At 50.4% G+C, this 25,713-nt stretch carries 21 protein-coding genes and 1 tRNA gene; 9 read left to right on the forward strand and 13 right to left on the reverse strand.

Translation table 11 applies throughout. The annotated features are described in order from the left end of the window. Positions 1-479: 479 nt before the first annotated feature. The 3 genes from BGK46_RS10765 to BGK46_RS10775 form a co-directional block, all read right to left on the reverse strand. Positions 480-692 (reverse strand): hypothetical protein, encoded by a 213-nt coding sequence (locus BGK46_RS10765; protein ID WP_069589232.1) that lies wholly within the window; start codon positions 690-692, stop codon positions 480-482. Positions 693-767: 75 nt separating this feature from the next. Continuing rightward, entirely contained in the window at positions 768-2,315 is a 1,548-nt protein-coding gene (locus tag BGK46_RS10770) for a PLP-dependent aminotransferase family protein (protein WP_205907377.1), read from the reverse strand. A gap of 62 nt (positions 2,316-2,377) precedes the next feature. After that, positions 2,378-2,464: transfer RNA gene (locus BGK46_RS10775), tRNA-Leu, on the reverse strand. A gap of 216 nt (positions 2,465-2,680) precedes the next feature. On the opposite strand from BGK46_RS10775, the gene BGK46_RS10780 reads away from it, so the two are divergent. From BGK46_RS10780 to BGK46_RS10810, 7 genes are all read left to right on the forward strand, one after another. Next, positions 2,681-3,181, forward strand: coding sequence for an RDD family protein (locus tag BGK46_RS10780; protein ID WP_069589236.1), 501 nt, complete (start codon positions 2,681-2,683; stop codon positions 3,179-3,181). A gap of 519 nt (positions 3,182-3,700) precedes the next feature. Beyond that, complete coding sequence (locus BGK46_RS10785) at positions 3,701-5,143, forward strand: YfcC family protein (protein WP_069589237.1); 1,443 nt, start codon at positions 3,701-3,703, stop codon at positions 5,141-5,143. 637 nt (positions 5,144-5,780) lie between these two features. After that, positions 5,781-7,001: an arginine deiminase gene (gene arcA, locus BGK46_RS10790; protein WP_069589238.1), complete on the forward strand. Its 1,221-nt coding sequence runs from the start codon at positions 5,781-5,783 to the stop codon at positions 6,999-7,001. Positions 7,002-7,059: 58 nt separating this feature from the next. Next, positions 7,060-8,022 (forward strand): carbamate kinase, encoded by a 963-nt coding sequence (arcC, locus tag BGK46_RS10795; protein WP_069589240.1) that lies wholly within the window; start codon positions 7,060-7,062, stop codon positions 8,020-8,022. Between the two features lie 26 nt (positions 8,023-8,048). Then, the gene (gene argF, locus BGK46_RS10800) at positions 8,049-9,053 is read left to right on the forward strand and encodes an ornithine carbamoyltransferase (RefSeq protein WP_069589241.1); all 1,005 of its coding nucleotides are present in this window, start codon (positions 8,049-8,051) and stop codon (positions 9,051-9,053) included. Between the two features lie 168 nt (positions 9,054-9,221). Continuing rightward, entirely contained in the window at positions 9,222-9,710 is a 489-nt protein-coding gene (locus BGK46_RS10805; protein ID WP_069589242.1) for an arginine repressor, read from the forward strand. A 66-nt stretch (positions 9,711-9,776) separates the two neighbouring features. Beyond that, positions 9,777-10,169 carry a RidA family protein gene (locus BGK46_RS10810; RefSeq protein WP_069589244.1) on the forward strand — a complete coding sequence of 131 codons (393 nt, stop codon included), beginning with the start codon at positions 9,777-9,779 and terminating at the stop codon, positions 10,167-10,169. Positions 10,170-10,230: 61 nt separating this feature from the next. Here the strand turns inward: BGK46_RS10810 and idi are convergent, their stop codons facing one another. The 8 genes from idi to nudF all read right to left on the reverse strand — a co-directional run bounded on the left by idi (position 10,231) and on the right by nudF (position 18,517). Beyond that, a complete protein-coding gene (idi, locus tag BGK46_RS10815) occupies positions 10,231-10,791 on the reverse strand; it encodes an isopentenyl-diphosphate Delta-isomerase (protein ID WP_069589245.1) in 561 nt (186 codons plus the stop codon). 14 nt (positions 10,792-10,805) lie between these two features. Beyond that, complete coding sequence (locus BGK46_RS10820; protein ID WP_069589247.1) at positions 10,806-11,540, reverse strand: 1-acylglycerol-3-phosphate O-acyltransferase; 735 nt, start codon at positions 11,538-11,540, stop codon at positions 10,806-10,808. A gap of 108 nt (positions 11,541-11,648) precedes the next feature. Continuing rightward, positions 11,649-13,907 carry a DNA topoisomerase IV subunit A gene (gene parC / locus BGK46_RS10825; RefSeq protein ID WP_069589249.1) on the reverse strand — a complete coding sequence of 753 codons (2,259 nt, stop codon included), beginning with the start codon at positions 13,905-13,907 and terminating at the stop codon, positions 11,649-11,651. A 25-nt stretch (positions 13,908-13,932) separates the two neighbouring features. Next, positions 13,933-15,825 carry a DNA topoisomerase IV subunit B gene (parE, locus tag BGK46_RS10830; RefSeq protein ID WP_069589267.1) on the reverse strand — a complete coding sequence of 631 codons (1,893 nt, stop codon included), beginning with the start codon at positions 15,823-15,825 and terminating at the stop codon, positions 13,933-13,935. Between the two features lie 163 nt (positions 15,826-15,988). Further along, positions 15,989-16,567 carry an esterase YqiA gene (gene yqiA, locus BGK46_RS10835; protein ID WP_069589251.1) on the reverse strand — a complete coding sequence of 193 codons (579 nt, stop codon included), beginning with the start codon at positions 16,565-16,567 and terminating at the stop codon, positions 15,989-15,991. 4 nt (positions 16,568-16,571) lie between these two features. Beyond that, positions 16,572-17,396 (reverse strand): 3',5'-cyclic-AMP phosphodiesterase, encoded by an 825-nt coding sequence (cpdA, locus tag BGK46_RS10840; protein WP_069589254.1) that lies wholly within the window; start codon positions 17,394-17,396, stop codon positions 16,572-16,574. A gap of 22 nt (positions 17,397-17,418) precedes the next feature. Beyond that, a complete protein-coding gene (locus tag BGK46_RS10845; RefSeq protein ID WP_139130767.1) occupies positions 17,419-17,865 on the reverse strand; it encodes a DUF1249 family protein in 447 nt (148 codons plus the stop codon). A gap of 13 nt (positions 17,866-17,878) precedes the next feature. Further along, positions 17,879-18,517, reverse strand: coding sequence for an ADP-ribose diphosphatase (gene nudF, locus BGK46_RS10850; RefSeq protein WP_069589256.1), 639 nt, complete (start codon positions 18,515-18,517; stop codon positions 17,879-17,881). A gap of 231 nt (positions 18,518-18,748) precedes the next feature. Between nudF and tolC the strand changes: the two genes are divergently transcribed. After that, entirely contained in the window at positions 18,749-20,059 is a 1,311-nt protein-coding gene (gene tolC, locus BGK46_RS10855) for an outer membrane channel protein TolC (protein WP_069589259.1), read from the forward strand. A 73-nt stretch (positions 20,060-20,132) separates the two neighbouring features. Here tolC and hldE read toward each other — a convergent pair whose 3' ends face one another. Continuing rightward, on the reverse strand, positions 20,133-21,560 hold the full coding sequence (hldE, locus tag BGK46_RS10860) for a bifunctional D-glycero-beta-D-manno-heptose-7-phosphate kinase/D-glycero-beta-D-manno-heptose 1-phosphate adenylyltransferase HldE (protein WP_069589262.1): 1,428 nt from the start codon (positions 21,558-21,560) through the stop codon (positions 20,133-20,135). 226 nt (positions 21,561-21,786) lie between these two features. On the opposite strand from hldE, the gene lpxL reads away from it, so the two are divergent. Continuing rightward, complete coding sequence (gene lpxL / locus BGK46_RS10865; protein ID WP_069589264.1) at positions 21,787-22,707, forward strand: LpxL/LpxP family Kdo(2)-lipid IV(A) lauroyl/palmitoleoyl acyltransferase; 921 nt, start codon at positions 21,787-21,789, stop codon at positions 22,705-22,707. A gap of 36 nt (positions 22,708-22,743) precedes the next feature. Here lpxL and glnE read toward each other — a convergent pair whose 3' ends face one another. Next, positions 22,744-25,593 carry a bifunctional [glutamate--ammonia ligase]-adenylyl-L-tyrosine phosphorylase/[glutamate--ammonia-ligase] adenylyltransferase gene (gene glnE / locus BGK46_RS10870; RefSeq protein ID WP_069589265.1) on the reverse strand — a complete coding sequence of 950 codons (2,850 nt, stop codon included), beginning with the start codon at positions 25,591-25,593 and terminating at the stop codon, positions 22,744-22,746. Positions 25,594-25,713 lie beyond the last annotated feature (120 nt).

Below are 25,713 nucleotides of genomic sequence, written 5' to 3' on the forward strand. Positions count from 1 at the left end.
TGTGTGATGGCCAGTATAGACATCTAATCTTGAAGACTGACGTGTACTCTCGACTTGAATGTGGTAGGCCTGCCGCCAGCGTTCAATCTGAGCCATGATCAAACTCTTCAATTAAAGTTTTTTCGAAACCGAAGTTTCAGCTCAATGAATACTGATTACTGTTTATCTCCGAAGAGAAAAACGAATTGACTGTGCCGAATAACTAAAAGTTATCGTTTGGTCACTCAGCTCATCGAATAAATCTTTTTGTCTATTCTCAACGAGTGCTCACACAGATTGCATAGGTCAAATTGTTAAAGAGCGTGTCGATCTAGTGTTCGGCATTTCGTGACTTGCGTCTCATTGCCCCGTCGACAGGAAGCGCAGTATAGAGATTTCAGTTTTTCCCGCAACCCCTAAATATAAAAAAAATGCGCCTTGCGGTTTGTTTGTCTACAAAACAAACAAAAACCGTCAAGACGCCAAAGATTACCGTTCAATTAATGCTGATTCTGGCGCTCTTCTGCCCGCTCTTTCGCGCGGCAATGTCGAATAGACGCCCACGCCATAAAGAAAAGTACAAAAGGGATGGCGCCAGCGGTCCATTCAGCCCACGTGTAGTAAGCCAATGTTTCAATAATGATGACATGGCCCAGAATCAGTAGGGCTGCGCAGATAATCGCAACGACCATCATGCTTAGCTCTGATTTCATCCTTTTCTCCCCCTAAAGTGTGTGCCCAGTTAGTGTATGCCTAGGGCCAGTGACGGGATTAGTACAAAGCCACCGCTATTTAGCTGTAACAGTATCGGCTATTGATAAAGATGAGAGCACAGTCGCAATCTGTGTAAGGCCGCTGTCAACGCTCGCTGGCGCATCAGCATCAACAGTCTCAGGTGCACTGATAGAGAAGTTTAAGCGGAAGCTGTCGTTAAACCGATCGTCAGTGGCAAACAAAGCGCCCGGTGCGAGTGTAATGCCATATGGCAGGAGTTCTCGAAATAGCTGGCGAGTGTCCATGCCATTATTCAGTGTGACCCATAAGAAGTAGCCACCTTGAGGGTCGGTGATCGATGCACTCGTCGGCAAAATACGACGCAGACTGTCACGTACCGCGTGTTTACGCTGTAACAAGGCAGTGCGCAAACGGCGCAGGTGTGCGTCATATCCACCCTGCTGCAAATAATGCGCGATAGCGAGCTGGTTAGGAGCACCGACAGATAAACTAGACACATACTGTCGCTTTTCAATTTGTGTGGCATAACATCCTGCCGCCACCCAACCGACCCTGAAACCAGGCGCTAACTGTTTCGAAAACGACCCACAATGCAAAACCAGCCCTTGGCTGTCATAACACTTCAGTGGCATGGGGCGTGATTCAGAGAAAAAGAGCTCACCATAGACATCGTCTTCTATTAAAGGGACTTGGTGATGCGCGAGCAGTGATACCAGTGCTGGTCTATCTTTTTCAGGAATCGATGCCCCCGTTGGGTTATGAAAGTTACTCATCAGCCAACAAGCAGCTACGTGGTGAGTACTCAACGCAGCTTCAAGCGCGTTTATATTTACTCCCGTTTCAGGATCGACCGGCACGGGCACGGGTTCCAGTTGCAACCGCTCAAGGGTTTGCAGCACCCCATAAAAGGCTGGCGCTTCGATGATCACTTTATCCCCGGGCTGAGTCAGGGCCGCCAGTGATAGGCTTAACGCTTCGATGGCACCATTGGTGATGATGATCTCATCCATCGCCACTTTTATTCCTTGCCGCAGATAGCGCTGCGCAATCATGCGACGCAAGCCTTCATCGCCGGGAGGAAGCATGGTGAGATAATCTGGATGCGATGATTGACGAAGGACTCGTGCCATCGCCCGCCCTAACGCTTGCATGGGAAATAGCGTGGGATCAGGGAACGCCGAGCCGAACGGAAAGCACGAGCCTGACTTGCTCGCACTGATCACATCAAAGACATCTTGATGCGCCTGCAGCCAATGAGAGTCTGCTTGAGGACGCGCCAAAGAGTCGGAGGACAATTGATTGTAATGCGGACGCACAAAGTATCCAGCTCTGGGGCGAGCCTCAACCCAGCCATCCGCTTCTAACTGCTCATAAGCGCGCATGACAGTCATTGGGCTAACATGTTGGAGGCGGCTCATCTCACGAACGGAAGGGATCCGCTCACCGGCTTGCCACACCCTTTGATCGATTTGCGTTTTTACCCAAACGGCGATGTCTTGATAGCGAACTTGCACCATACCACTCCCTGTGACAACCACGGCTCGATAATACCTTGCCGTGTTCGCTTTGCCTTGCGCGATACCCGAGGATTGTGAAGTCATCACGGTTCAGGCGACATAAACGAAAAAAGCCCCTGTCTTTCGACAGGGGCTTTTTTGGGATTTGGTGCCGAGAGAGGGACTTGAACCCTCACACCCGTTAAGGCGGCGGATTTTGAATCCGCTGCGTCTACCAATTCCGCCATCTCGGCAAGTGCTGGCAATTATACGTACCGCCCTTTCGAGTGCAAGCATTAAAAAACAAAAAATGTTTGTTCGCGCTATTTTTAACCAATTCGCGGTTAAATACATCAAAGGCGGTGTAATCATGAGCAAACGACATCGCAAAACCGCCCTATCAGCTTACTCACCTAAACAGTGAATGTGCTAGGCTAGCGGCGACTTTGATACTTGGATGTAGCTAAACCATGCAGACTTCTTCTATTGCATGCCCAACCGCCGGTTTTTTTCGCCGTCTTGCTGTTTGGGTTTATGATCTTTTGATTGTTGCCGCATTACTTATGCTTGCGGGCGGCGCGGTGATGGCAGCATTGGCTATCGCACAAGCGCTCGGGATGTCGATGACACCTTATCAAGATGCCAGTGATTTCCTCACCCATCACCCAGTCGCGCAGCCTCTTTACACCGCCTATCTCGCCTGTGTGATTTGCGGGTTCTACGGCTACTTCTGGTGTAAAGCCGGTCAGACGCTGGGGATGCGGGCCTGGCGCCTGCGCATTCAAAATGCTGACGGTAGTAATATTCGCCCTACACAAGCACTGATTCGTCTTGCGACAGCCTGCTTTGGGCTCGGTAACCTTATCGTGATTTTCGATAAGAACAACCGCGCGTTTCAAGATCACTTCGCAGAGTGCGACATAATCGTATTACCGAAGCCCGCCAAAACCCCGAAAAGAAAGAAACAATAGCTATCATTGGGAAGGCTGCAGTGCCTTCCTCTTTTCTTCAACAATTCTATCGTAACCTCTAAATTTGATATAAAACAAAAAAACAGCGAGTTTTTAATCCTGCGACATTTTTACTTAATCTGCTTTTTATTCACCACACCTATAGAGTAAATGTGACTAATTACGCAGTCTACTCACATAGAAAAGTCATGATAGCTTAGTGGTTAGCGGTTAAACCAAATTTAAAACAATAAAAACCCACTTCACCATCATACTAAGAACATTCTGAGTGATATATCTAAGCACGCAAACTAAACAGCCATTCACTTTTAATCTGCTCATCAATTAAGCGACAGCATACAGTCCCTTTCTTTTGTGAGATATCACTAAGAACTATTCACGGATGCACTTTTACAATAAAGAAAAAGCCACTGACGACGGCAGATAAGAACAACGAAAATAACGTGAAACTTAAAAGAGTTACCTCAACACGTGTAGTGCCCTATTTTATTGCACTCAGAAGAGGTATGAGGAGATAGTATGAGTACCCAAAGTGTTCCTGAAAAAAAAGGTTGGTTCGCCAATCTGAAATTCCCATCCGCCTATACCATATTGTTCATTCTGATTGCCTTGGTCGCCGCGCTTAGTTGGATAGTACCTGCCGGTCAGTACGAACGAGAATATAACGCTGAACTCGGCCGAGATGTGCCTGTATCAGGCACCTACCACCAAGTAGAGAGTAACCCTCAAGGCGTGGTCGACGTGCTGCTGGCCCCCATTGACGGTTTTTATAACCACGAAACCTATGAAGCGGCCGCCATTGATGTCTCACTCTTCATCCTCATTATTGGTGGCTTTTTAGGTCTGGTGACCAAAACCGGTGCCATTGATGCAGGAATTGAGCGGGTGACCAAACGCTTAGAAGGACGCGAAGAGTGGATGATCCCTATCCTAATGGGCCTCTTTGCCGCGGGCGGTACGATTTACGGGATGGCCGAAGAGTCCTTGCCTTTTTATACCCTACTCGTCCCTGTGATGATGGCGGCACGCTTTGACCCTGTGGTAGCAGCGGCTACCGTACTCCTTGGTGCCGGTATTGGTACTTTAGGATCAACCATCAACCCGTTTGCAACTGTCATTGCCGCGAATGCCGCCGGTATCCCTTTTACCGATGGTATTCTGTTACGCCTCGCTATCTTGGCCATTGGCTGGCTTATCTGTGTTACCTATGTGATGCGTTATGCCCGCAAAGTGCGCGCCGACCAGAGCCAATCCATTGTTTATGATCAGTTTGAGAGCAATAAAAAACACTTCCTTGGCGATCATGACGAAACACAAACGCTTGCTTTCACTACCACGCGTAAAGTGATCTTAGGCATTTTTGCTGCCGCGTTTGCCGTGATGATCTATGGCGTATCCTCGCTAGGATGGTGGATGGCCGAGATCTCTGCCGTTTTCCTCGGTGCTGCGATTATTATTGGTCTGATTGCACGTATGAGTGAAGAAGAGATCACCACCAGCTTTATTGATGGCGCACGAGACCTTCTGGGGGTGGCCCTTATCATCGGTATTGCCCGCGGTATCGTGGTGATAATGGATAAAGGCATGATCACAGATACCATCTTAAACAGTGCTGAAGGTATGGTGACTGGGCTATCGTCTTTTGTTTTTATCAACGTTATGTATTGGCTGGAAGTCTTGCTGTCTTTCTTGGTGCCATCATCATCTGGTTTGGCAGTCCTCACCATGCCTATCATGGCGCCACTGGCTGACTTTGCAAACGTTGGGCGCGAGTTAGTCGTAACCGCTTATCAATCTGCATCCGGTGTCGTCAACCTCGTCACCCCAACCTCCGGCGTGGTGATGGGTGGCCTTGCGATCGCTCGCGTTCCCTATGTTAAATGGATCAAATGGGTGGCGCCTTTACTCGGTATTCTTACCATCATGATTATGATCATGCTCAGTGTAGGTGTCATGCTATAATCTCTACTGATACACCGACTAGCGCGCTCACGTATTCGTCAGCGCGCTTTTTTATGTCTGCCACTCCCTCGCTCAGTCATGCTTCACCACGCTGATATATTCCTCTTCTCTTCTCATAACAACATGGCACCGTATTTCTCTTTTTACACCGTTCCGTTACCGGTATAAAACAAACATCCTCCACCCGGACACTAAGTACAGTTATTTTACACTTTTAACAAAAAACGTATTTATATCGACATCAATCACAGTTTTGAGGAAAAAAACGGCTTTATTTGTTAACAAAGAAAAAATAGAAAGATAGCCATTCACTTATTACGCATACCCTCACCATTCAAAGTAATACTGATTGGCATAAAAAAGAAAACAGATCCGCATTAATAAAGGGAAATTAAAAAACATTTCGCTAGACACTCACAATTCCTGCTTAATTATTAAAAAACAAAAAAACCTCATGCCATAAATACCATTAACACAGGGTAAAAAAGGCAAAAGACAATGTTTTAATTCACTGTGATCTAACTTCAAGAATACCCCAGACACCGCGTTAGAATGAATCTGTACCCAATAATACATCTGCACTTTTTATTCATCCCTTCCGATAAAAAGCCAAGCAGAGATATACGGAGAAAGAAAGATGAACAACTTCTATGTCGGCTCTGAAATTGGTCAATTACGTACCGTGATGCTGCATCGTCCTGAGCGTGCGCTCACCCACTTAACACCATCAAACTGTCATGACTTACTGTTTGATGATGTTCTGTCCGTTGAACGTGCAGGTGAAGAGCATGACAAATTTGCTCAAACCCTACGTGATCAAGGCGTTGAAGTCCTCCTGCTCCAAAATCTACTGGCTGAGACTCTAGATGTACCTGAAGCCAAAGACTGGCTGATGAACCTAAAAATCTCGGATTATACCTTCGGCCCTTCGTTTGCTAATGACATCCGTTGCTATTTGAATGACTTGCCTCACCATGAACTCGCGTCGATGTTCTTAGGCGGATTGGCCTACTCTGAGCTGCCAATCGCAACAACCTCTATGTTGCAAGCCATGCACGCACCGTCCGACTTTATTATTGATCCACTCCCCAACCACCTATTCACCCGCGATACCTCCTGCTGGGTTTACGGTGGTGTATCAATTAACCCAATGGCGAAACCCGCGCGTAAACGTGAAACCAATCATCTTCGCGCCATTTATAAATGGCACCCTCGCTTTGCTAACGGTGATTTTATTACCTACTTCGGCGGCGAAAATATCGACTATGACAACGCCACCATTGAAGGCGGCGATGTTACCGTCCTCGGCAAGGGCGTGGTGCTTATCGGTATGTCCGAGCGCACAACCCCACAAGGGGTAGAAAACTTGGCTTCTAGCTTATTTAGACACGGCCAAGCCAAACAAGTGATTGCGATGGAGCTACCGAAACACCGCTCTTGCATGCACCTTGATACCGTGATGACCCATATGCGCGAAGATACCTTCTCGGTATACCCAGAAGTGATCCGTAAAGACATCAAATGCTGGAGCCTCACCGGTGATCGCACCGGCAAGCTAAACGTTCGCGAAGAGGATTACTTCCTGACCGCGATTGAAAAAGGACTGGATGTTGGCCCACTAAATCTGATCACCACAGGGGGTGACAGCTTCGAAGCCGAACGCGAACAGTGGAATGATGCTAACAACGTACTGACTGTCCGTCCTGGCGTAGTCGTGGGTTATGAACGCAACACCTATACCAATGAAAAGTATGACAAAGCGGGTATCACTGTGTTGTCGATTCCTGGTGACGAATTAGGTCGCGGTCGTGGCGGAGCACGCTGCATGAGCTGCCCAATCCATCGTGACGGCATCTAATCACCTTGTTGGGCTGAGCAAGTAGCTCAGCCCCCACCGACTGTAGAGAGTATTAAGTATGAAAAAACAAACTGTGGTGGTGGCACTCGGAGGCAATGCACTCCTTCGCCGGGGTGAGCCTTTAGAAGCTGACATTCAACGCGCCAATATTGCCAAAGCAGCAAAAACCATTGCGGCGATTGGCGAACAATACAACGTGGTGCTCGTGCACGGTAATGGTCCACAGGTTGGCCTACTCGCCTTACAGGGGCTGGAGTATAAATCCGTCACGCCATATCCACTTGACGTTCTCGGTTCAGAAACCCAAGGCATGATTGGCTATATGTTAATGCAAGAGCTGCATAACTTAGCCCCCGAGCAACACGTTTCTTGCATGCTCACGCAAATGACCGTCGATCCAAATGATCCCGCGTTTGCCAATCCCACCAAGCCCATTGGTCCCGTTTACGACCAACAAGAGGCCTCGGCGCTGGCTGAAAAATACGGCTGGGATATCAAACCAGATGGCCAATATTATCGTCGTGTTGTACCCAGCCCACAACCAACCGGCATTGTGGAAGATGACGCCATCGCTAGCCTGATTGCGCAAGGACACCTTGTGATTTGTACCGGTGGTGGCGGCATTCCTGTGATTCAAGAGGGGAATCAGCTTAAAGGGATTGAGGCTGTGATTGATAAAGACATGTCAGCGGCTTTCCTTGCTCGTCAAATCAATGCCGATGCTTTGCTGATTTTGACCGATGCCGACGCGGTGTATTTGGACTATGGCCAACCCACCCAACGCGCATTGGCAGATACCACCCCTGATGATCTAAGCCAATACACCTTCGACGCTGGCTCCATGGGACCCAAAATTGACGCGTCCTGCGAATTTATCCGTCAAGGCGGAAAACTGGTTGGCATCGGTGCCTTAGAGGATGGCCTTGCCATTCTTGCCGGCCAAGCCGGTACACGTATTCGTGCCCAAGCAGTCAATAACAACAATATTTCTCACGGCCAACCTGCACCAGCGCAAGCCTGAGACCAATAACGAGAGGATTACCCACTATGGCATTTAATCTACGTAACCGTAACTTCCTAAAGCTGCTGGACTTCACACCCCGTGAGATCCAACACTTTATCGACATGGCCATTGAACTCAAAAAAGCCAAATACAATGGCTATGAAACCCCACGTTTAAAAGGCAAAAATATCGCGCTGATCTTTGAAAAGTCGTCGACTCGTACTCGCTGTGCGTTTGAAACCGCCGTGTTCGACCAAGGCGGACAAGTCAGCTATATCGGCCCAACAGGCTCTCAAATTGGCCACAAAGAGTCCATGAAAGATACAGCCCGTGTGCTTGGTCGCATGTATGACGGCATTGAATACCGTGGCTTTGGCCAAGCGATTGTTGAAGAGCTGGGCGAATATGCTGGTGTGCCGGTCTGGAACGGGTTAACCACCGAGTTTCACCCCACTCAAATCTTGGCGGATTTGATGACCATGATCGAACATGGTCGTGGAAAACAGCTTCACGAAATGCGCTTTGCGTACCTCGGTGATGCCCGAAACAACATGGGCAACTCTCTGATGGTCGGTGCGGCTAAAATGGGGATGGATATTCGTCTAGTGGCGCCAAAAGCATTCTGGCCCGAAGAAGAGCTGGTTGCACAATGCCGCGCGATCGCTGAACAAACGGGCGCACGTATTACCCTCACCGAGGACGTGCAGGAAGGTGTCAAAGACTGTGATTTCTTGTACACCGACGTGTGGGTATCTATGGGTGAATCCAAAGAAGCATGGGATGAGCGTGTCGCATTGATGAAGCCTTACCAAGTCAATATGGACGTGGTCAAAGCAACCGGCAATCCACACGTAAAATTCATGCATTGCTTACCTGCTTTCCACAATAACGAAACCACCGTGGGTGCGGAAATCGAAGCCAAATATGGCTTAAAAGGCCTTGAAGTGACAGAAGATGTCTTCGAGTCCGACTATTCGATTGTCTTTGATGAAGCAGAAAATCGCCTGCACACCATCAAAGCGGTCATGGTTGCCACTCTCGGCGACTGATCCACGCGCCGGGTGCCTATGCATCCGGCGTCTATTCTTTGCGTCAAGCAGTGACCATCATCAAGGTTTGCCCCCGCCAACACTGATACTATGCGTTTAAAATCACCAGAAAGCAGTGAAATTCACTATTTTCGAGGTTAATAGCCATCGATTATAAAGGAGTGACCGGTGAGTGATTATGCAATTCCGTCGGTGACAGCCTCCAATCCGGAGGAGAACATCCTCTCAGCCTGCCGGCATTTATTACAAACCCAAAGCTTTACCACCCAAGACGAAGTGCGTCAGCAGTTGGTCCAACTGGGGTATCTCGACGTCAGCCAATCTACCGTCTCTCGTTTGCTCTCCAAACTTGGAGTGGCAAAGATCCCCAATGCACATGGACAGAAGGTGTATTCGATCAGTGGCGATATTGAGCCCGTTTACGCGGTGTCATCGGTAGGATCTCAAATTGATGAAATTACGTGCAGTCATGCCATGGTGGTGATCAAAACCCACCCTGGTGGTGCGCAGTTGATCGCGCGCTTAATCGATCTGAATCGTCACCCTGCGATTTTAGGCACGGTAGGCGGTAACGACACGATTTTTGTTGCACCTCGCCGTGTGAGCGAGTTGAACTTATGCGAAAAAGCAGTACGAGAACGTCTGGCAAGCGAGTAAGTACTTTACCTCGCCGCGCAACCGTTGCAGACTATCAACGTCGCTTTTTTAACAAAGGAACACAGCATGACCCAAGTACTGCAAACTGAGCAGGCACCTGAAGCTATTGGCCCATATTCACAGGGTGTCGATCTCGGCAACATGGTACTGACTTCCGGTCAGATCCCTGTCAATCCAGTGACTGGTCAAATTTCACCAGAGATCACTGCACAAACACGCCAATCACTCGATAACGTTAAAGCCGTTGTTGAAGCGGCGGGCCTCAAAGTGAACGACATTGTTAAACTGACTGTCTTCGTTAAAAACCTTGAGGACTTTGCGGAAATCAATAAAGTCTACGGCGCTTTCTTTGATGAGCACGGCGTAGAAAACTATCCCGCCCGTTCTTGTGTGGAAGTCGCTCGCCTTCCTAAAGATGTAGATATTGAAATTGAAGGGATTGCGGTGCGTCACGCGTAACCTATGCCCTTGCATACAAGAAAGCGGCGTATGACGCCGCTTTTTTTATGCTTCCTCACGCCTAAGCCATAGCATGCGCCGGCGTCATCGCACAAATGTGAGCAAATACCTGTGAGAACCAAGCCGTAAATTGCTCCGGCGAGTCCGCCAGTGCGGCTTGTATATCTTGCTCCGACCACCAGCAACAATCCGATACCTCATCGGGGTTTAAGATCGTCTCCACATGATTCACTTCACACGCAATCACCTGATCCCACTCGTGCTCAACCAGACCGTTATCCAGTTCAGCACGGTAGATAAAGACAGGCCCCATGGCGAAATCAAGCGGACGCGCAATACCAAGCTCTTCATATAAACGCCGCTTGGCCGCGGCAGCCACAGGTTCATCTTTTTTGGGGTGCGAGCAGCAGGTATTGGTCCATAACCCACCGCTGTGATATTTGCTGTCAGCACGACGCTGAAGCAAGAACTCACGCTCACCGTCTTGGTTAAGACGGTATAACATGAGCGAAAAGGCCGAGTGCAGCCATCCTTGCTGGTGGGCCTCCAACTTTTCAGCGGTCCCCTTGGGTTCACCCTCAGGTGACACCAAGACCACATGGTGACGCTGGGTTGGGGTCATGAGACACTCCTCAATTATGCAGACTGCTTATTACGCTCAGCCACTTCCGCATCCAACTGCTCAAGTTTCGCTTTCATCAGTTGATGACAGTGTGCAGCAAGTTCGCGCACATTCTCTTTACTGTAGCCCTCGACCGATATCGGTGCCATCACTTCCACAATCACATGACCATTGTTCCAACGGTTCGCTTTGCAATGATGGGTCGAGCTACATACCACCGGCACCAGCGGTACTTGTGCGCCAATGGCAGCATGGAATGCGCCTGTTTTAAACGGCAATAAGCCGCGGCCACGCGAACGTGTTCCCTCTGGGAATAACCATACGCATAATTGCTTCTCACGGATCTTTTCAATCACTTGAGCAATGGTTCCCATCGCTTTACTGCGGTTGGCACGATCAATCAATACGTTACCGGTAAGCCAATACAGCTGACCAAAAATTGGGATCCACAACAGGCTTTTTTTGCCCACAGTGACCGCGCCCGGCATCAGTGCATTCGAGAGCGTGACCATGTCCCAGTTACTTTGGTGGTTAGCAATACACACACTCGCGCCCGGTTCACGTGATGCGCCCTCGGCAAAGCGCAGCTCTACCTTGGTACCAAATAAGCCAGATAGACGACCAAACCATTTACTAATCTGGTAGCAGTTGCGTGGGTTACGTGGACTGAGCAGGCAATACAGCCCACCAAACACAAATAGCAAGATTGCGACAATCAGTACGGCAATCAGCCGTAACACAATAATCATTTCTCTCTCCAAAAGAGCAGACTGTCAAAGGCGAGTCAGTATACGGATTCGGAACAAAAATGCACCTAGTGAAAAAACGCACCTTCCAAATAAGGTGCGTTCATCGGACTAGCTGTCTTGCTCGTCAATAAGGATTTCTACCGCGGAGACCCGTTGCAGGCCTCTTGGCAGCATGCTGCCACGACGACCCCGTTCACCACGGAAGTTGTCGAGATCGGCGGCTTTTAAGGTCAACTTACGCTTGCCTGCATGCAGGGTCACGCCTGCTCCTTGCGGTAAGACATGTAACTGACTAAGCACCTCATCACGTGATTTGGCGCGCGCACCAGGGATATTGATGATCTTGTTTCCTTTACCTTTGCCCAACTGCGGCAAATCATGGATAGGGAATACCAACATCCGTCCCTCATTGGAAATGGCCAAGATCTGATCCGTTTCTAAGTCGTGAATACGGCGAGGCGGCATCACTTCGGCATGCTCAGGCACAGTTAACAGCGCTTTACCACTACGGTTTTTCGACAGCATGTCTGCCTGTTTACACACAAAGCCATAGCCTGCATCCGAGGCAAGTAACGTCAGTTGGCTTTCATCCGCCATCATCACATGACGAATCGACGAGCCTGGGGTGATATTGATACGGCCCGTGATCGGTTCACCCTGACTGCGCGCCGACGGCAAGGTGTGCGATTCAATGGCATAGCTACGTCCGTCTGACCCCAAGAACACCGCAGGTTGATTGCTCTTGCCCGGCGCCGCATCGAGAAACTTGTCTCCCGCTTTATAGTTAAGCCCAGCCGCATCAACATCGTGCCCCTTGGCATGACGAATCCACCCTTTTTCCGACAACACCACGGTAATCGGCTCACTGGGGATCAAATCACGCTCCGTCATGGCTTTGGCTTCTTCACGTTCCACCAACGGCGAGCGTCGATCATCACCGTACTTTTCGGCATCGGCGAGGATCTCTTTTTTGATCAAGGTATTCAACCGACGCTCTGAGCCTAACAGGGTTTGCAACTTGTCCCGCTCTTTACTGAGCTCATCTTGCTCACCACGGATTTTGATCTCTTCGAGTTTGGCCAATTGACGCAGTTTGATCTCTAGAATCGCTTCCGCTTGCTTCTCACTAAGCCCAAAGCGCTTGATCAGTTCTGCCTTTGGATCATCCTCACTGCGGATGATTTCAATCACCTCATCAATATTGAGGTACGCGACCAATAAGCCCTCAAGAATGTGCAAACGCGCCAACACCTTCTCGAGACGATACTCCAAGCGACGACGCACCGTATCCCGACGGAACGTCAACCACTCCGACAGGATCATTTGCAGCCCTTTTACTTGCGGGCGTGCATCGAGGCCGATCATGTTGAGGTTAACGCGATAGTTTTTCTCAAGATCCGTTGACGCGAATAAGTGATTCATCAACTGATCACTATCAACTCGGTTAGAGCGCGGCACCACCACGATACGTGTCGGGTTTTCGTGGTCAGACTCATCACGCAAGTCATCGACCATCGGCAGTTTTTTCGCCCGCATTTGGTTGGCGATTTGCTCGAGTAACTTGGCGCCAGAGACTTGATGCGGCAGTGCTGTGATCACAATGTCGCCGCTTTCTTTGTGCCAACGAGCTCGCATCTTGATGCTGCCACGACCACTGGTATAAAGCTTTTTCAGCTCGTGATGAGGTGTAATGACTTCTGCTTCAGTCGGATAATCCGGCCCTTTGACGTATTCCATCAGGCCATCCAGATCGATACTGGGTTTATCAATCATCGCCGCCAGCGCGTTAGCAAGTTCGCGCGCATTGTGCGGGGGAATATCGGTGGCCATACCAACCGCAATCCCGGTCACCCCATTGAGGAGAATATGAGGAAGGCGCGCAGGTAAGGTTTTCGGCTCTTTCATGGTGCCATCAAAGTTTGGCACCCAATCCACAGTTCCTTGTCCCAGCTCTTGTAAGAGGACTTCCGAGAAGCGCGACAGGCGTGATTCGGTATAACGCATCGCCGCGAACGATTTGGGATCGTCCGGCGCCCCCCAGTTACCTTGACCATCCACCAGCGGATAACGATAAGAGAAAGGTTGCGCCATCAATACCATGGCTTCGTAGCAGGCAGAATCACCATGAGGGTGATACTTACCGAGCACGTCCCCAACAGTACGCGCTGATTTTTTATATTTGGCGGAGGCAGACAGCCCCAGCTCAGACATTGCATAAATAATTCGGCGCTGTACCGGTTTTAATCCGTCACCGATAAACGGCAGCGCACGGTCCATGATGACGTACATCGAGTAGTTGAGGTAAGCATCCTCTGTAAACTTGCGCAAGGCAAGCTGCTCGACGCCATCATAAGTCACCTCTGTCATGCTGATAGTATCCCGTTATATTTGTTTAAATCTCGGTCAGCTCGGCCATGTCGCCTTTTTGCTGCAACCAGTTACGACGATCTTCTGCCCGTTTTTTACCTAGCAGCATGTCCATCATTAATTGGGTTTGCTCAGGATCATCAATCGTCAGTTGCACCAAACGGCGTGTATTTGGATCCATCGTGGTTTCACGCAGTTGCAAAGGGTTCATTTCCCCCAGCCCTTTAAAGCGCTGTACGTTGATTTTTCCGCGTTTATTACTTAATCGTTCAAGGATGCCTTCTTTCTCGTCTTCATCGAGGGCGTAAAAGACTTCTTTTCCGCAATCAATACGGTATAAAGGCGGCATCGCAACATACACGTGCCCTGCTTCGACTAGGGCACGGAAATGCTGCACAAACAACGCACATAACAGCGTCGCAATATGTAGACCATCAGAATCCGCATCGGCGAGAATGCAGACTTTATCGTAGCGCAATCCGGACAGATCACCGGAGTCAGGGTCTATCCCTAGCGCCACCGAAATATCATGCACCTCTTGGGAGGCGAGGACTTGGTCAGCTGATACTTCCCACGTATTAAGAATTTTACCGCGTAGCGGCATCACCGCCTGAAACTCACGATCACGAGCCTGTTTCGCTGAGCCACCTGCCGAGTCACCCTCCACCAAAAAGAGTTCGGTGCGACTGGAATCTTGCATCGCGCAGTCTGTCAGCTTACCGGGCAACGCTGGCCCCGAGGCGACCTTTTTCCGTACCACCTTTTTCGCAGCGCGCATACGGCGATGGGCGCTGGCAATGCACACCTCAGCCAAACGCTCGGCCAAGTGAGGACGCTCGTTCAGCCACAAGCTAAAGGCATCTTTGACCACGCCAGACACAAAGGCCGCACATTGACGTGAGGACAAACGCTCTTTCGTTTGGCCGGCAAATTGCGGGTCTTGGATTTTCACTGACAAGACGTATGCACAGCGCTCCCAGATATCATCCGCGGTGAGCTTCACACCACGAGGCAATAGGTTGCGGAACTCGCAGAACTCGCGCATCGCTTCCAGCATACCTTGGCGCAAGCCATTGACATGGGTGCCACCTTGCGGCGTCGGAATCAAGTTAACATAGCTTTCAGTAGTTAATTCACCGCCTTCCGGTAACCAAATCACCGCCCAATCGACCGCTTCGTTCTTACCGCTGAACTCACCGACAAAGGGGGTTTCAGGCAATAATTCAAAGCCCTTCACACTGTCGGCAAGATAGTCTTTTAGGCCCGCTTCGTAGCACCAGCTAATGGTTTCATCGGTATTTTTATCGGTGAAATTGATGGTTAAGCCCGGGCAAAGGACAGCTTTGGCTTTTAATATGGTTTTTAAGCGTGACAGCGAGAATTTACCGGAATCGAAAAACTGACTGTCCGGCCAAAAGTGCACCCGCGTGCCACGATTGCGTCGTCCGCACGTGCCTGTCACGGTCAAGTCTTGCACTTTGTCGCCGTTTTCGAAGGCGATGTCATAGACTTGCCCATCGCGCTTAACCGTGATCTCAACACGACGAGACAAGGCGTTAACCACAGAGATCCCGACCCCGTGCAAACCACCACTAAATTGATAGCTTTTGTTGGAGAACTTGCCGCCAGCGTGAAGCTTACAGAGGATCAGCTCAACCCCAGACACCCCTTCTTCTGGGTGAATATCTACAGGCATCCCACGGCCATCATCAATCACTTCTAATGATTGGTCGGCATGAAGGATCACATCGATTTTACTCGCGTGGCCGGCAAGGGCTTCGTCGACACTGTTATCGATCACTTCTTGCCCTAAATGGTTAGGGCGACTGGTATCTGTGTACATACCCGGGCGTCGGCGCACTGGCTCGAGCCCGTTGAGGACTTCTATCGATCCTGCGTTATAACTTTGCTCTGTCATAATCGATTGGCTTAATAAATGTGATGACATGGTCAGCAAGGGGGCCTAGCTTGTCAAGCTCCGCCCCCTGTTACCGCGAGTTTATGTGAACTGCCATCCGCCTCGTACGCCGCCGTGTTCAAGCGAGACAAGGTTTGCCTAAGACGTTGGCAATAAAAGGAGGCTACAATCCAAGGAACTGGATAATGTCGGCGCAGTAGCGTTCAAAGCCAACAAAACTATGATCGCCCTCTGGTTCAACCGTTTGTCGACTGGCACTAAATTTCTCAACCGCTTGACGATAGTCGAGCACTTCATCCCCCATTTGCTGCAGCAGCCAAAATTGCGAAGGGTGCGTCAAGGTAGGCACATCCAGCGTGCGCAGCGCCAAAATATCGTCAGCATCGAGCTGATAGCGCTCATGGGTGTAAGGGTTCACCTGCTCGCCGATATAATCTTGCAATAACTCATATGGGCGTACTGCGGGATTGACCAACACCGCCGGTATATCATAGCGCTCACTGAGCCAAGTGGCGAGAAATCCCCCCAGTGAACTGCCAACGAGCCCCAGCTGATGGGTGGCACCATAGGTATCGACCAACTCAGTCAACAGGTTCACGGTGGGTTCTGGGTGGCTCGGCAGTTGCGGGACGAGCACCTGAATATCCGGACGCATTGTTTGACAATACGCCCGCATTTGTCGTGCTTTTAACGACTGCGGAGAACTATTAAAGCCATGGAGATAAAGCAGTGCTGAGGCCATTGGGTTAGTATCCACTGGAGTCAAAATCAGGACGGAACTGTTGCCCCGTCACACGCTCGACTTGGCTCTCAATCCGTCCATCACTGTGCAAATCTAACCAGCGCCAGCCGGGGTTTTGATTATCCAATGCAAAGTCATGCGAGTCCGGCATAAATTGGATACAGGTTGACGGCGATGCCATAACTTGTACACCTTGATGGCGAACATTCAGCGCTTGGTGAATGTGTCCACACACCACGGCTTTTGCCTGTGGGTGTGCCGCCATGATCTGCCAAAACCGCTCGCGGTTAACCAACTTGTGTTGATCGAGCCAAGTACTGCCGGCCTCTAGCGGATGATGATGCAATAACACCAGTGCATGGCGCTGTGGATACTCACTTAAGTGCTGATCTAACAGGCGTAACTGTTCGCTAGATAATTCACCATGTGGCACGCCCGACACTTGGCTGTCGAGTAATACCATTTGCCAGTGCTCGCCAAGCAACACTTGTGAACAATGCGACAGCGAGCCAGATTGCAATACCGAACGCATCTCGGGTTGAAAATCATGGTTTCCCGGCAGCCAAAAACAGGGTTGCTGCCAACGCTGAATTCCATCTACAAAGCGGCGATAAGATAACGCTGAGTGATCTTGAGATAAATCGCCGGTCGCAATAATGGCATCAAAGGTACGTTGTGTGGCGCTTATCGCATCAAGCACCGCATGATAACTATGCAGTGTATTAATACCCAGCAAACTGCCCTGTTCGTCCGCGAACAGGTGCGTGTCGGTGATTTGCAGGAGACGAATACAATCGCCGTTCGCGTTCTCAATCTGGCAAGGCTGCAACGTTGAAAATACCTTTGCTGGTTTAGTTTAACGATGATTTATACACGGAGTCTGAGGCGGTCACGCCGCGGCGCAAACAGTGCGCCAGCCAATCAGACAAAAATGCATTAACCTGATGTTTTTCATTGCGCTGATGCATGCGCGGATTCGGATAATCATAACGCGGTTTTAGCCGTGAAATCTGCTGCGTGGTACACACTTCAGCAACACGTGCATCATGGTATAGACGCACGGTTAAATTCGCGCGTAAGTAGTCGGGCGCTTGGCCTTGGCCGAGCTGGGCAATGTCAAGTAAGGTGGTGTAACGGGTTGACTCACGGACAACCAACGCATATTCCTGCCCTTGAATATCGTATCGACACACTTGCCCCACCTCGTCGCGTTTAGGCATTAAACGGACAAGTTTGGCGTAGTTAGTTTCATACAGGCGCATCATCGCCGGTAAGTCGACTCGATAATCTGTTTTCACACACACCTACTGTTTATTGATTGTTTTGTTCATTATAGCTTTGACGCAACCGACTAGCATTGAGTTCCAACCATTGCAGCGCAATGATGGATGCCGCGTTTTCAATCTCGCCATCGACGACCTTTTGATACGCCTGTTGACGTGAGAATCGATGAACCAAGATATCTTCATTTTCGCTTGCCAATCCGTGCACGCCAGCCGCTTCAGACGCATCGACAATCGCCACAAAGACCTCTAGTTGTTCCGAGCAGCCGCCGGAGCTGGATAAATAGCGAGTCACTCGCTCCATCTGCTGCAATAAAAGGCCGGCTTCTTCCCGTGCCTCGCGATGTGCCACTTGCTCGGGAGACTCTTGCTTATCCATCATGCCCGCAACAATCTCAAGCTGCCATGGCGAAGCCCCAGCTGCCATCGCACCGACACGAATTTGTTCTAGCATAACCACTTCGTCACGCACAGGGTCATAGGGAAGTACTGCCACCGCATGACCACGCTCAAACAACTCGCGAACCACGGTGCCACTCCAACCGCCTTTAAACAATCGGTGACGAAACTGATAGCGATGAATTGAGAAAAACCCTTGATAGCATGGTGAGATATCTTCAATCACAATGTCTTCACGGCCAAACTGACCGGGGGGATGGCTGGACATACTCGCTCCTTGCTATTTGTGGTGGCGGTGCAGTCTTATCATTGGCACGGTTGCGCTGCAAACCTTAAACTTAACTTTTTTGATAAAAGTTACAACTATTTTTAAGTCCCAATCGCAAACTGGATAGTTTACACTCAGTGTCTTAACAAATTGTCAGTTTCACGCAAGCATAATTGCGGTAAGCTAGTCGTCGTATTCTTATTGAACAGCTCAAATTCAGGGATTCTACCTATGAAAAAATTGCTCCCTTTGGCTTTAGGCTTGGCACTCGGCAGCCTAAGCTCCGTGGCTCTAGCCGACGATCTCGCCCAAATTTACCAACAAGCGAAGCAAAGTGATCCCACACTCAATCAAGCCGCCGCTGAACGTGACGCTGCGTTTTCAGCCGTGGATGCAACGCGCGGTACATTGCTACCCCAAATTGGGTTAAATGCCGGCTATTCGATTACCCGCAATGACAGCAACGATCAGCGTGACAATAACACCACCAGCGCAGACATCAGTCTAAGCCAACAAATTTTTAAGCGTGATAGCTGGATCAACCTCGATATCAGCGAAATGCAAGCTCGTCAGCTAGATGCCGTTTACGCCGCGCAACAACAAGGCTTGATGCTGCGTGTCGCACAGGCCTACTTTGACGTACTCCGTGCCATGGACAAGCTGGAATTTGTCAAAGCAGAGAAAGCGGCGGTTGGCCGTCAGCTTGAGCAAACCAAACAACGTTTCGAAGTCGGGCTCTCCGCGATTACCGACGTACACGATGCACAAGCGCAATATGACGCAGTACTCGCCGACGAAATCTTGGCCCAGAATGCCCTCACCAATAGCTATGAAGGCTTGCGTGAGATCACTGGCGAAGCGCCACGTGATTTGCGCGTGTTAGATACCGCACGTTTTAGCGCGAGTAAACCTCAGCAGCAACCAGCCGCGTTGGTTGAAACTGCCGAAGAGAAAAACTTGAAGCTGTTGGCAAGCCGTATTGCCCGTGATACTGCCAAAGAGCAAATCAAGCTAGCTGAGTCTGGCCATCTTCCGACTTTAACGTTTAGCGCTAAGTACGGCATGACAGATGTCGATAATCAGCATACTCCAGGCTCAGTCGATTCTAACGAAGGGACTGCCGGACTCACCTTTAGTTTGCCGCTGTTTACGGGCGGAAGCACCTCAGCGAATGTTGAGAAAGCGCAATATAACTACGTTGCAGCCTCGGAAAGCCTGGAAGCCACGTTCCGTTCAACCGTTAAGGATGTTCGCGCCTTCTATAACGACATTAATGCTTCTATCGGTGCCTTGCGTGCCTATGAACAAACGGTCATTTCTGCGCGTTCAGCCCTTGAAGCGACAGAAGCTGGCTTTGAAGTGGGCACACGTACCATTGTGGATGTCCTTGACGCCACACGCCGCCTGTACGATGCCAACCGTAACCTGTCGAATGCGCGTTACGACTACATCTTAAGCCGCCTTCAGTTGCGTCAAGCCGTGGGGACACTTAGCGAGCAGGACTTGCTAGAAATCAACAAAGGCTTGATTGAAAAGCGCTAAGCCTTAGCCGCTAACTTTGATCTAAAAAGGTGCCCTCAGGCACCTTTTTTTATTGACGGTTACTCGCTCGGTTTTATTGACCGCGACGAATTGACTCAATGATTTCAGTGGTGGAACAGCCGTCTTCAAAATTCAGCACTTTCACCTCACCACCGTTATCCATCACCGCCTCAGCACCCGCGATCTCATCAACCTGATAATCGCCGCCTTTGACCAATAGATCTGGCAAGACAGCACCAATCAGGCGCGCAGGTGTTTCTTCACTAAAGGGCACCACCCAGTCGACCGCCCCCAAGCCAGCCAATACCGCCATACGTCGGTCAGTCGGGTTGACAGGACGTCCAGGCCCTTTTAAGGCTTGAACCGATGCGTCTGTATTCACCGCCACAATCAGGCGATCTCCCAGTTTGGCGGCTTCATTCAAGTATGCCACATGGCCAGCATGTAAAATGTCAAAGCAGCCATTGGTCATCACCACTTTTTCACCGCGGCCTTTGGCGACTTTCACCGCCTCAATCAACTGCGCTTCTGTGGTGACACCAAACCCAGATTCGTGCGAGCCATGAATCGCTTCGGTCAACTCAATGGTAGATAAGGTAGAGGTACCGAGTTTACCGACCACTACACCAGCCGCCGCATTCGCCAGTGCGCAGGCCTCTTCGATGGGCTTGCCCGCTGCCAACGATGCCGCCAATACTGAAATCACAGTATCGCCGGCCCCGGTCACATCATAAACTTCTTTGGCCAGTGTCGGCAGATTCAGTGGGGCGACATCGGGGCGAAGTAGCGTCATACCGTGTTCACTGCGGGTCACCAATAATGCACCCAACTGATATTTTTCAATCAGCGCAACGCCTTTTTCGACCAAGTCTTCATCACTGTCTACCCGTCCAGCAACCGCTTCAAACTCAGCCATATTTGGGGTTAATAAGCTAGCACCGCGATAGCGCTCAAAATCAGTACCTTTCGGATCCACCAAGGTGGTTACACCGGCTTGCTTGGCCGCACGAATCAAGGGTTGGACTTGCGACAGTGCACCTTTCGCGTAATCGGACAAAATCATGGCCTGACATTGCGGTAAAGCCGCTTCGACTTTTGCCAACATAGGAGCCACATCCACGCCATCAAATCCCTCTTCAAAATCAAGACGGATCAGCTGCTGGTTGCGACTCATCACCCGCAACTTAGTAATCGTGGGGTGGGAATCGAGCGCGACAAAATCACACGCAACCTTGAGCGAGTGAAGTTTCTGCGTGAGCGCATCGGCCTGCTCATCCTTGCCTGTCAAACCAATGAGTTGGGTATGACCCCCTAACGCAGCGATGTTCATGGCAACGTTAGCTGCGCCACCGGGGCGCTCTTCTGTTTGATTGATCTTCACTACAGGTACAGGTGCCTCAGGCGAAATTCGCCCCGTTGGGCCATACCAATAGCGATCAAGCATCACATCACCCACGACCAAGACTTGGGCTTGGCTGTAGTCAGGAAGGCTAAGTTTCATCTGGATCTCCGATACTGTCGTTACTGGGCGATAGTAGCACAGCCCCAATAAAAATGACCTATTGTCAGATGGCGCACCGTACAAAAAACACGCAAAAACATTTCGATACCGTCACAATGAGGCAGGTTCGCGCACGATTGTGGCGGGACAGCTTTTTAATTTTGCTCTACAATAGCGCAAGCCTCTCGGCCCCTTCTGGTTTTGGTTTTCATGAGTCATTAACGCTATGAGCGATTTTTCAGCGCCCACTTTTCGGATTGGGTTTGTTCACCCTCGGTATTGGCATACTTGGCTTGGTGTCGGATTCATGTATCTGGCAAGTTGGCTTCCTTATCGCGTCCAGTTTTATTTGGGCCGCGGTCTGGGTCGACTCATGTATACGCTGATGAAACGCCGCGTTGGCATCGCCGATCGTAACCTTGCGCTCTGCTTCCCAGAAATGACCCGCGCTGAGCGTGCCGCGATGGTCAAAGAAAATTTTGCGAATTCGGGCCTTGCCTTGTTCGAAACTGGGATGGCGTGGTTTTGGCCCAAGTGGCGAATCAACAAGCATGTCACCATTGAAGGGTTAGACACCCTGATTGATCTGGAAAAGCAAGGTAAAGGGGTATTGCTGATCGCCGTCCACTCACTCAATCTAGAAATCGGTGCACGTGGCCTTAGTGACCAAACACCTGGCGTTGGCGTTTACCGCCCCAATGCCAACCCTGTCTATGACTGGTTCCAGTTTCGTGGCCGAATGAAACGTAACATTGGCGTGGATCGAAAAGACGTCAAATCTATGATCCGCTACCTCAAAGAGGGGCACCGGATGTGGTACGCCCCCGACCATGACTACGGCCGACGCCGCTCAACCTTTGCGCCGCTTTTTGCGGTCGAAAAAGCCTGTACCACCACAGGGACGAGCTTGCTCGCCACTGCCGGTCATGCAACCGTGGTGCCTTTTTCCGTGATACGCCAACGACGCAATGGGCAGTATCTCGTTAAGATAGAGGCGCCAATCAAACACTTTCCTAAAGACGCCCATGAAGCCGCCGTGGTTACCAACCAAGCGGTTGAGCGTTTAATTCTTCGCGCCCCAGAGCAATACATGTGGCTACACCGACGTTTTAAAACACGTCCCGAAGGTGAGCCTTCGTTGTATTGAGTTAAAAAAGGGCTGCTCGTGCGGCCCTTTTTGCTGCTACGGCTGACCTAACCACTGATGCCAAGCCTGTTCGACCACCTCTCTTTGCGTCACAAATTCGCTTTGAGGCACCACGCCTGATTCACCAGCAAGGTGGCTGCGATGAAGCGCATTACGCATACTGGTATACGCCTCTTTCAGTGCCAAAGCTTGTGATGTTGGCATCACCCCCGTCTCTCCGGCTTGTTCAAAAATACGCGCATTATCGCTGTAGCGTGTTAAGGCCGGATACTGCTGGCTATGGCTTAACACCAAATACTGCGCCAGAAACTCAATATCCGTAATCCCTCCTTTATCTTGCTTAATCGCAAACACGGCTGGGTCATGTCGGTGCGCGTGCTGGCGCATCTTCTCTCGCATCGACGAGACCTGCTCTCGCAGTGTCTCTGACTCTCTTGGGATGGTAAGAATACGCTGACGAACCTCAGAAAATGCTCGGCTTAAAGACGGATCGCCATAGATCATGCGCGCACGCACTAGCGCCTGATGCTCCCAAGTCCACGCTTCATTTTGCTGGTAATCCGCATAGGCTTCTAAGGTACTGACCAACATTCCTGAGGTGCCCGAGGGACGCAGACGGGTATCAATTTCATATAACACCCCAGATGCCGTACGGGTTGAGAAAAGATGCACAATACGTTGCGCCAGTCGTAAATAAAACTGACGACCATCGATCACCTTGCGGCCATTGGTTTCTATATGGCTTGGACAGTCATGCAAAAACACCACATCCAAATCGGAGTTATAACCTAATTCCCAACCGCCGACTTTGCCATAGCCGACCACGGCAAAGCCGCGCCCGTCACGGTCAGTTAAATGCGTGGGCTGACCATATTTTTCGGTCATTTGGTACCACGCTTGATTGACCACCGCTTCCACAATCGCTTCGGCTAAATAGGTTAAGTGGTCGCTCACTCGCATCACCGGCAATACCCCCGCAATATCAGCGGCGGCAATTTTCAGTAACTGGGTCTGCTTGAATTGACGCACCGCTTCCATCTGCTGTTCCATATCTTCAACCGGGATCCGCGCCAGATAATCCCCAAGCTCACTCCGATACGCGTCGGGTGCTAACGGTTGATAGAGATGGGTTAAATCCAATAGCTCATCCAACAGCATGGGGTAACGGGCAAGCTTTTCTGCAACCAAGGGGCTCGCGGCACATAAGCGTAGGACTTGGTCAATGGCGCTAGGGTGCTCGTCCAGAAGCTCAAGGTAGGTCGTGCGTGTCGCAATATTGACCAATAAGTGGGTAATGTGCGGCAGTACGCGTTGAGGATGAGGCTGCGCCAGTAATTTACTGAGTAATACTGGCATAAGGCGGTTTAGCACATCCCGACCTCTCGGACCCAAGGTCCGCTTTGCCAGCTCTTGCTTAAAGCTCAACAATTGATCCGCGATGTTGGTCTCCGGCACGCCAAGATCGGCTAAGATCAAATTCGCATTATCGGGATCCCGCGCCATCGCCCACAAGTCATGGTATTCGCTATCAACGTCGGCATCGCCTTCTTGCTCATCGTCCCCAATCAAGCCAGAAAACACCTGATGGACCGCATGCATATGCTGGTGAATTTTAGCGACCAAGGATGGCCAATCCGATTCATTTAACGCCGCACACAGACGTGCTCGATCAAGCTCCGTCTCAGGAAGCGTTTGGGTTTGTTTATCGTCAATCGCTTGCAGCAGGTTTTCTACCCGACGCAAGTAAAGGTACGCGGCCTTCAACTGCGCCACATCGTTAGCGGGTAATAACGCCAGCTCATCCAGCGCCGCCAAGGTCTCTAACAAGCCGCGCTGACGCAAACTCGGCTCTCGGCCCCCGCGGATCAGCTGAAAAGATTGGGCAATAAACTCAATTTCGCGAATACCGCCGGCGCCTAATTTAATATTGTCCGTCAAGCCGCGTCGACGGACCTCACGCTGAATTAACTGCTTCATACGACGCAGGGCTTGAATGGCACTAAAGTCGATATAGCGACGAAAGACAAACGGGCGCAACATCTGACGCAAGCTTTGATAGCAATCGTATTGCTCTTTGCCCATCACCCGCGCTTTGATCATCGCATAACGTTCCCAATCTCGGCCTTGTTCTTGATAGTAATCTTCGAGCGCAGCAAAGCTCATCACTAAAGGACCACTATCGCCAAAGGGGCGCAAACGCATATCAACCCGATAGCAAAAGCCATCCACGGTCGGTTGGTCGAGCGCTTTAATCAAGCGTTGCCCTAATCGGGTAAAGAACTGCGCATTGGCGATACTGCGTCGCGCACCTTGCGTTTCGCCATTGTCGGGATAGGTAAAAATTAAATCGATGTCTGAGGAAAAGTTCAGCTCACCGCCCCCCAGTTTTCCCATGCCAAGGATCAACATGGGTTGCGCCTCGCCTTCCGCATTCATTGGCGTGCCCCACGACTGAATGCAATGCGCATAAAGCCATTGATAGGCAGCCAGTATTTGCGCCTCAGCCAATGCCGATAGATGCTGCAAACTTTGTTCTACTGACCAATTTCCTTGGATATCTTGCCAAGCAATCCATACCAGTTCTTGTTGGCGCACCTGACGCAACACGCGATGGAACGCGGCTTCATCGTCAACCGATTCAAGTGCTTGGGCTAATAAGGATGAGTACTGACTCGCGCGACATGGATCATCGCGATGTTGGTATAACCAGTCCAATAAACCGGCTTGCTGTAATAAGGCAGCTGCAATAAATTCACTGCATCCAAGCGCCCGCTCGAGTTGCTCGCGGGCACTATCTTGCCAGCGCGCCAATGCCTCTGCGCAGTGCGCTTCAAGCTGGGAGATATGATGATTGATGGTTGAGGCGAGCATATCAGGCAAAGCCATGGTGATTCCTTGTTGCGCTATCCTGCTTTGACATTAACATCGAGTAGGGTGAGGCGACGCCGCACTCATCCCTCTCACAGAACCGTACATACGGACCTCGTATACAAAAACACAAACAGA

Source organism: Salinivibrio sp. SS2, assembly GCF_001722075.1.
In the GTDB taxonomy this organism is placed as follows: domain Bacteria; phylum Pseudomonadota; class Gammaproteobacteria; order Enterobacterales; family Vibrionaceae; genus Salinivibrio; species Salinivibrio proteolyticus.

Bases quoted from the DNA above. Each gene is read 5' to 3' on its own strand.
- parE (WP_069589267.1), bottom strand. From the start codon at position 15,825: ATGACAGAGCAAAGTTATAACGCAGGATCGATAGAAGTCCTCAACGGG.
- BGK46_RS10770 (WP_205907377.1), bottom strand. From the start codon at position 2,315: ATGACTTCACAATCCTCGGGTATCGCGCAAGGCAAAGCGAACACGGCA.
- parC (WP_069589249.1), bottom strand. From the start codon at position 13,907: ATGACAGAGGTGACTTATGATGGCGTCGAGCAGCTTGCCTTGCGCAAG.
- lpxL (WP_069589264.1), top strand. From the start codon at position 21,787: ATGAGCGATTTTTCAGCGCCCACTTTTCGGATTGGGTTTGTTCACCCT.
- BGK46_RS10785 (WP_069589237.1), top strand. From the start codon at position 3,701: ATGAGTACCCAAAGTGTTCCTGAAAAAAAAGGTTGGTTCGCCAATCTG.
- argF (WP_069589241.1), top strand. From the start codon at position 8,049: ATGGCATTTAATCTACGTAACCGTAACTTCCTAAAGCTGCTGGACTTC.
- hldE (WP_069589262.1), bottom strand. From the start codon at position 21,560: ATGAAACTTAGCCTTCCTGACTACAGCCAAGCCCAAGTCTTGGTCGTG.
- idi (WP_069589245.1), bottom strand. From the start codon at position 10,791: ATGACCCCAACCCAGCGTCACCATGTGGTCTTGGTGTCACCTGAGGGT.
- nudF (WP_069589256.1), bottom strand. From the start codon at position 18,517: ATGTCCAGCCATCCCCCCGGTCAGTTTGGCCGTGAAGACATTGTGATT.
- BGK46_RS10780 (WP_069589236.1), top strand. From the start codon at position 2,681: ATGCAGACTTCTTCTATTGCATGCCCAACCGCCGGTTTTTTTCGCCGT.
- arcC (WP_069589240.1), top strand. From the start codon at position 7,060: ATGAAAAAACAAACTGTGGTGGTGGCACTCGGAGGCAATGCACTCCTT.
- yqiA (WP_069589251.1), bottom strand. From the start codon at position 16,567: ATGGCCTCAGCACTGCTTTATCTCCATGGCTTTAATAGTTCTCCGCAG.
- glnE (WP_069589265.1), bottom strand. From the start codon at position 25,593: ATGGCTTTGCCTGATATGCTCGCCTCAACCATCAATCATCATATCTCC.
- BGK46_RS10765 (WP_069589232.1), bottom strand. From the start codon at position 692: ATGAAATCAGAGCTAAGCATGATGGTCGTTGCGATTATCTGCGCAGCC.
- BGK46_RS10820 (WP_069589247.1), bottom strand. From the start codon at position 11,540: ATGATTATTGTGTTACGGCTGATTGCCGTACTGATTGTCGCAATCTTG.
- tolC (WP_069589259.1), top strand. From the start codon at position 18,749: ATGAAAAAATTGCTCCCTTTGGCTTTAGGCTTGGCACTCGGCAGCCTA.
- BGK46_RS10810 (WP_069589244.1), top strand. From the start codon at position 9,777: ATGACCCAAGTACTGCAAACTGAGCAGGCACCTGAAGCTATTGGCCCA.
- arcA (WP_069589238.1), top strand. From the start codon at position 5,781: ATGAACAACTTCTATGTCGGCTCTGAAATTGGTCAATTACGTACCGTG.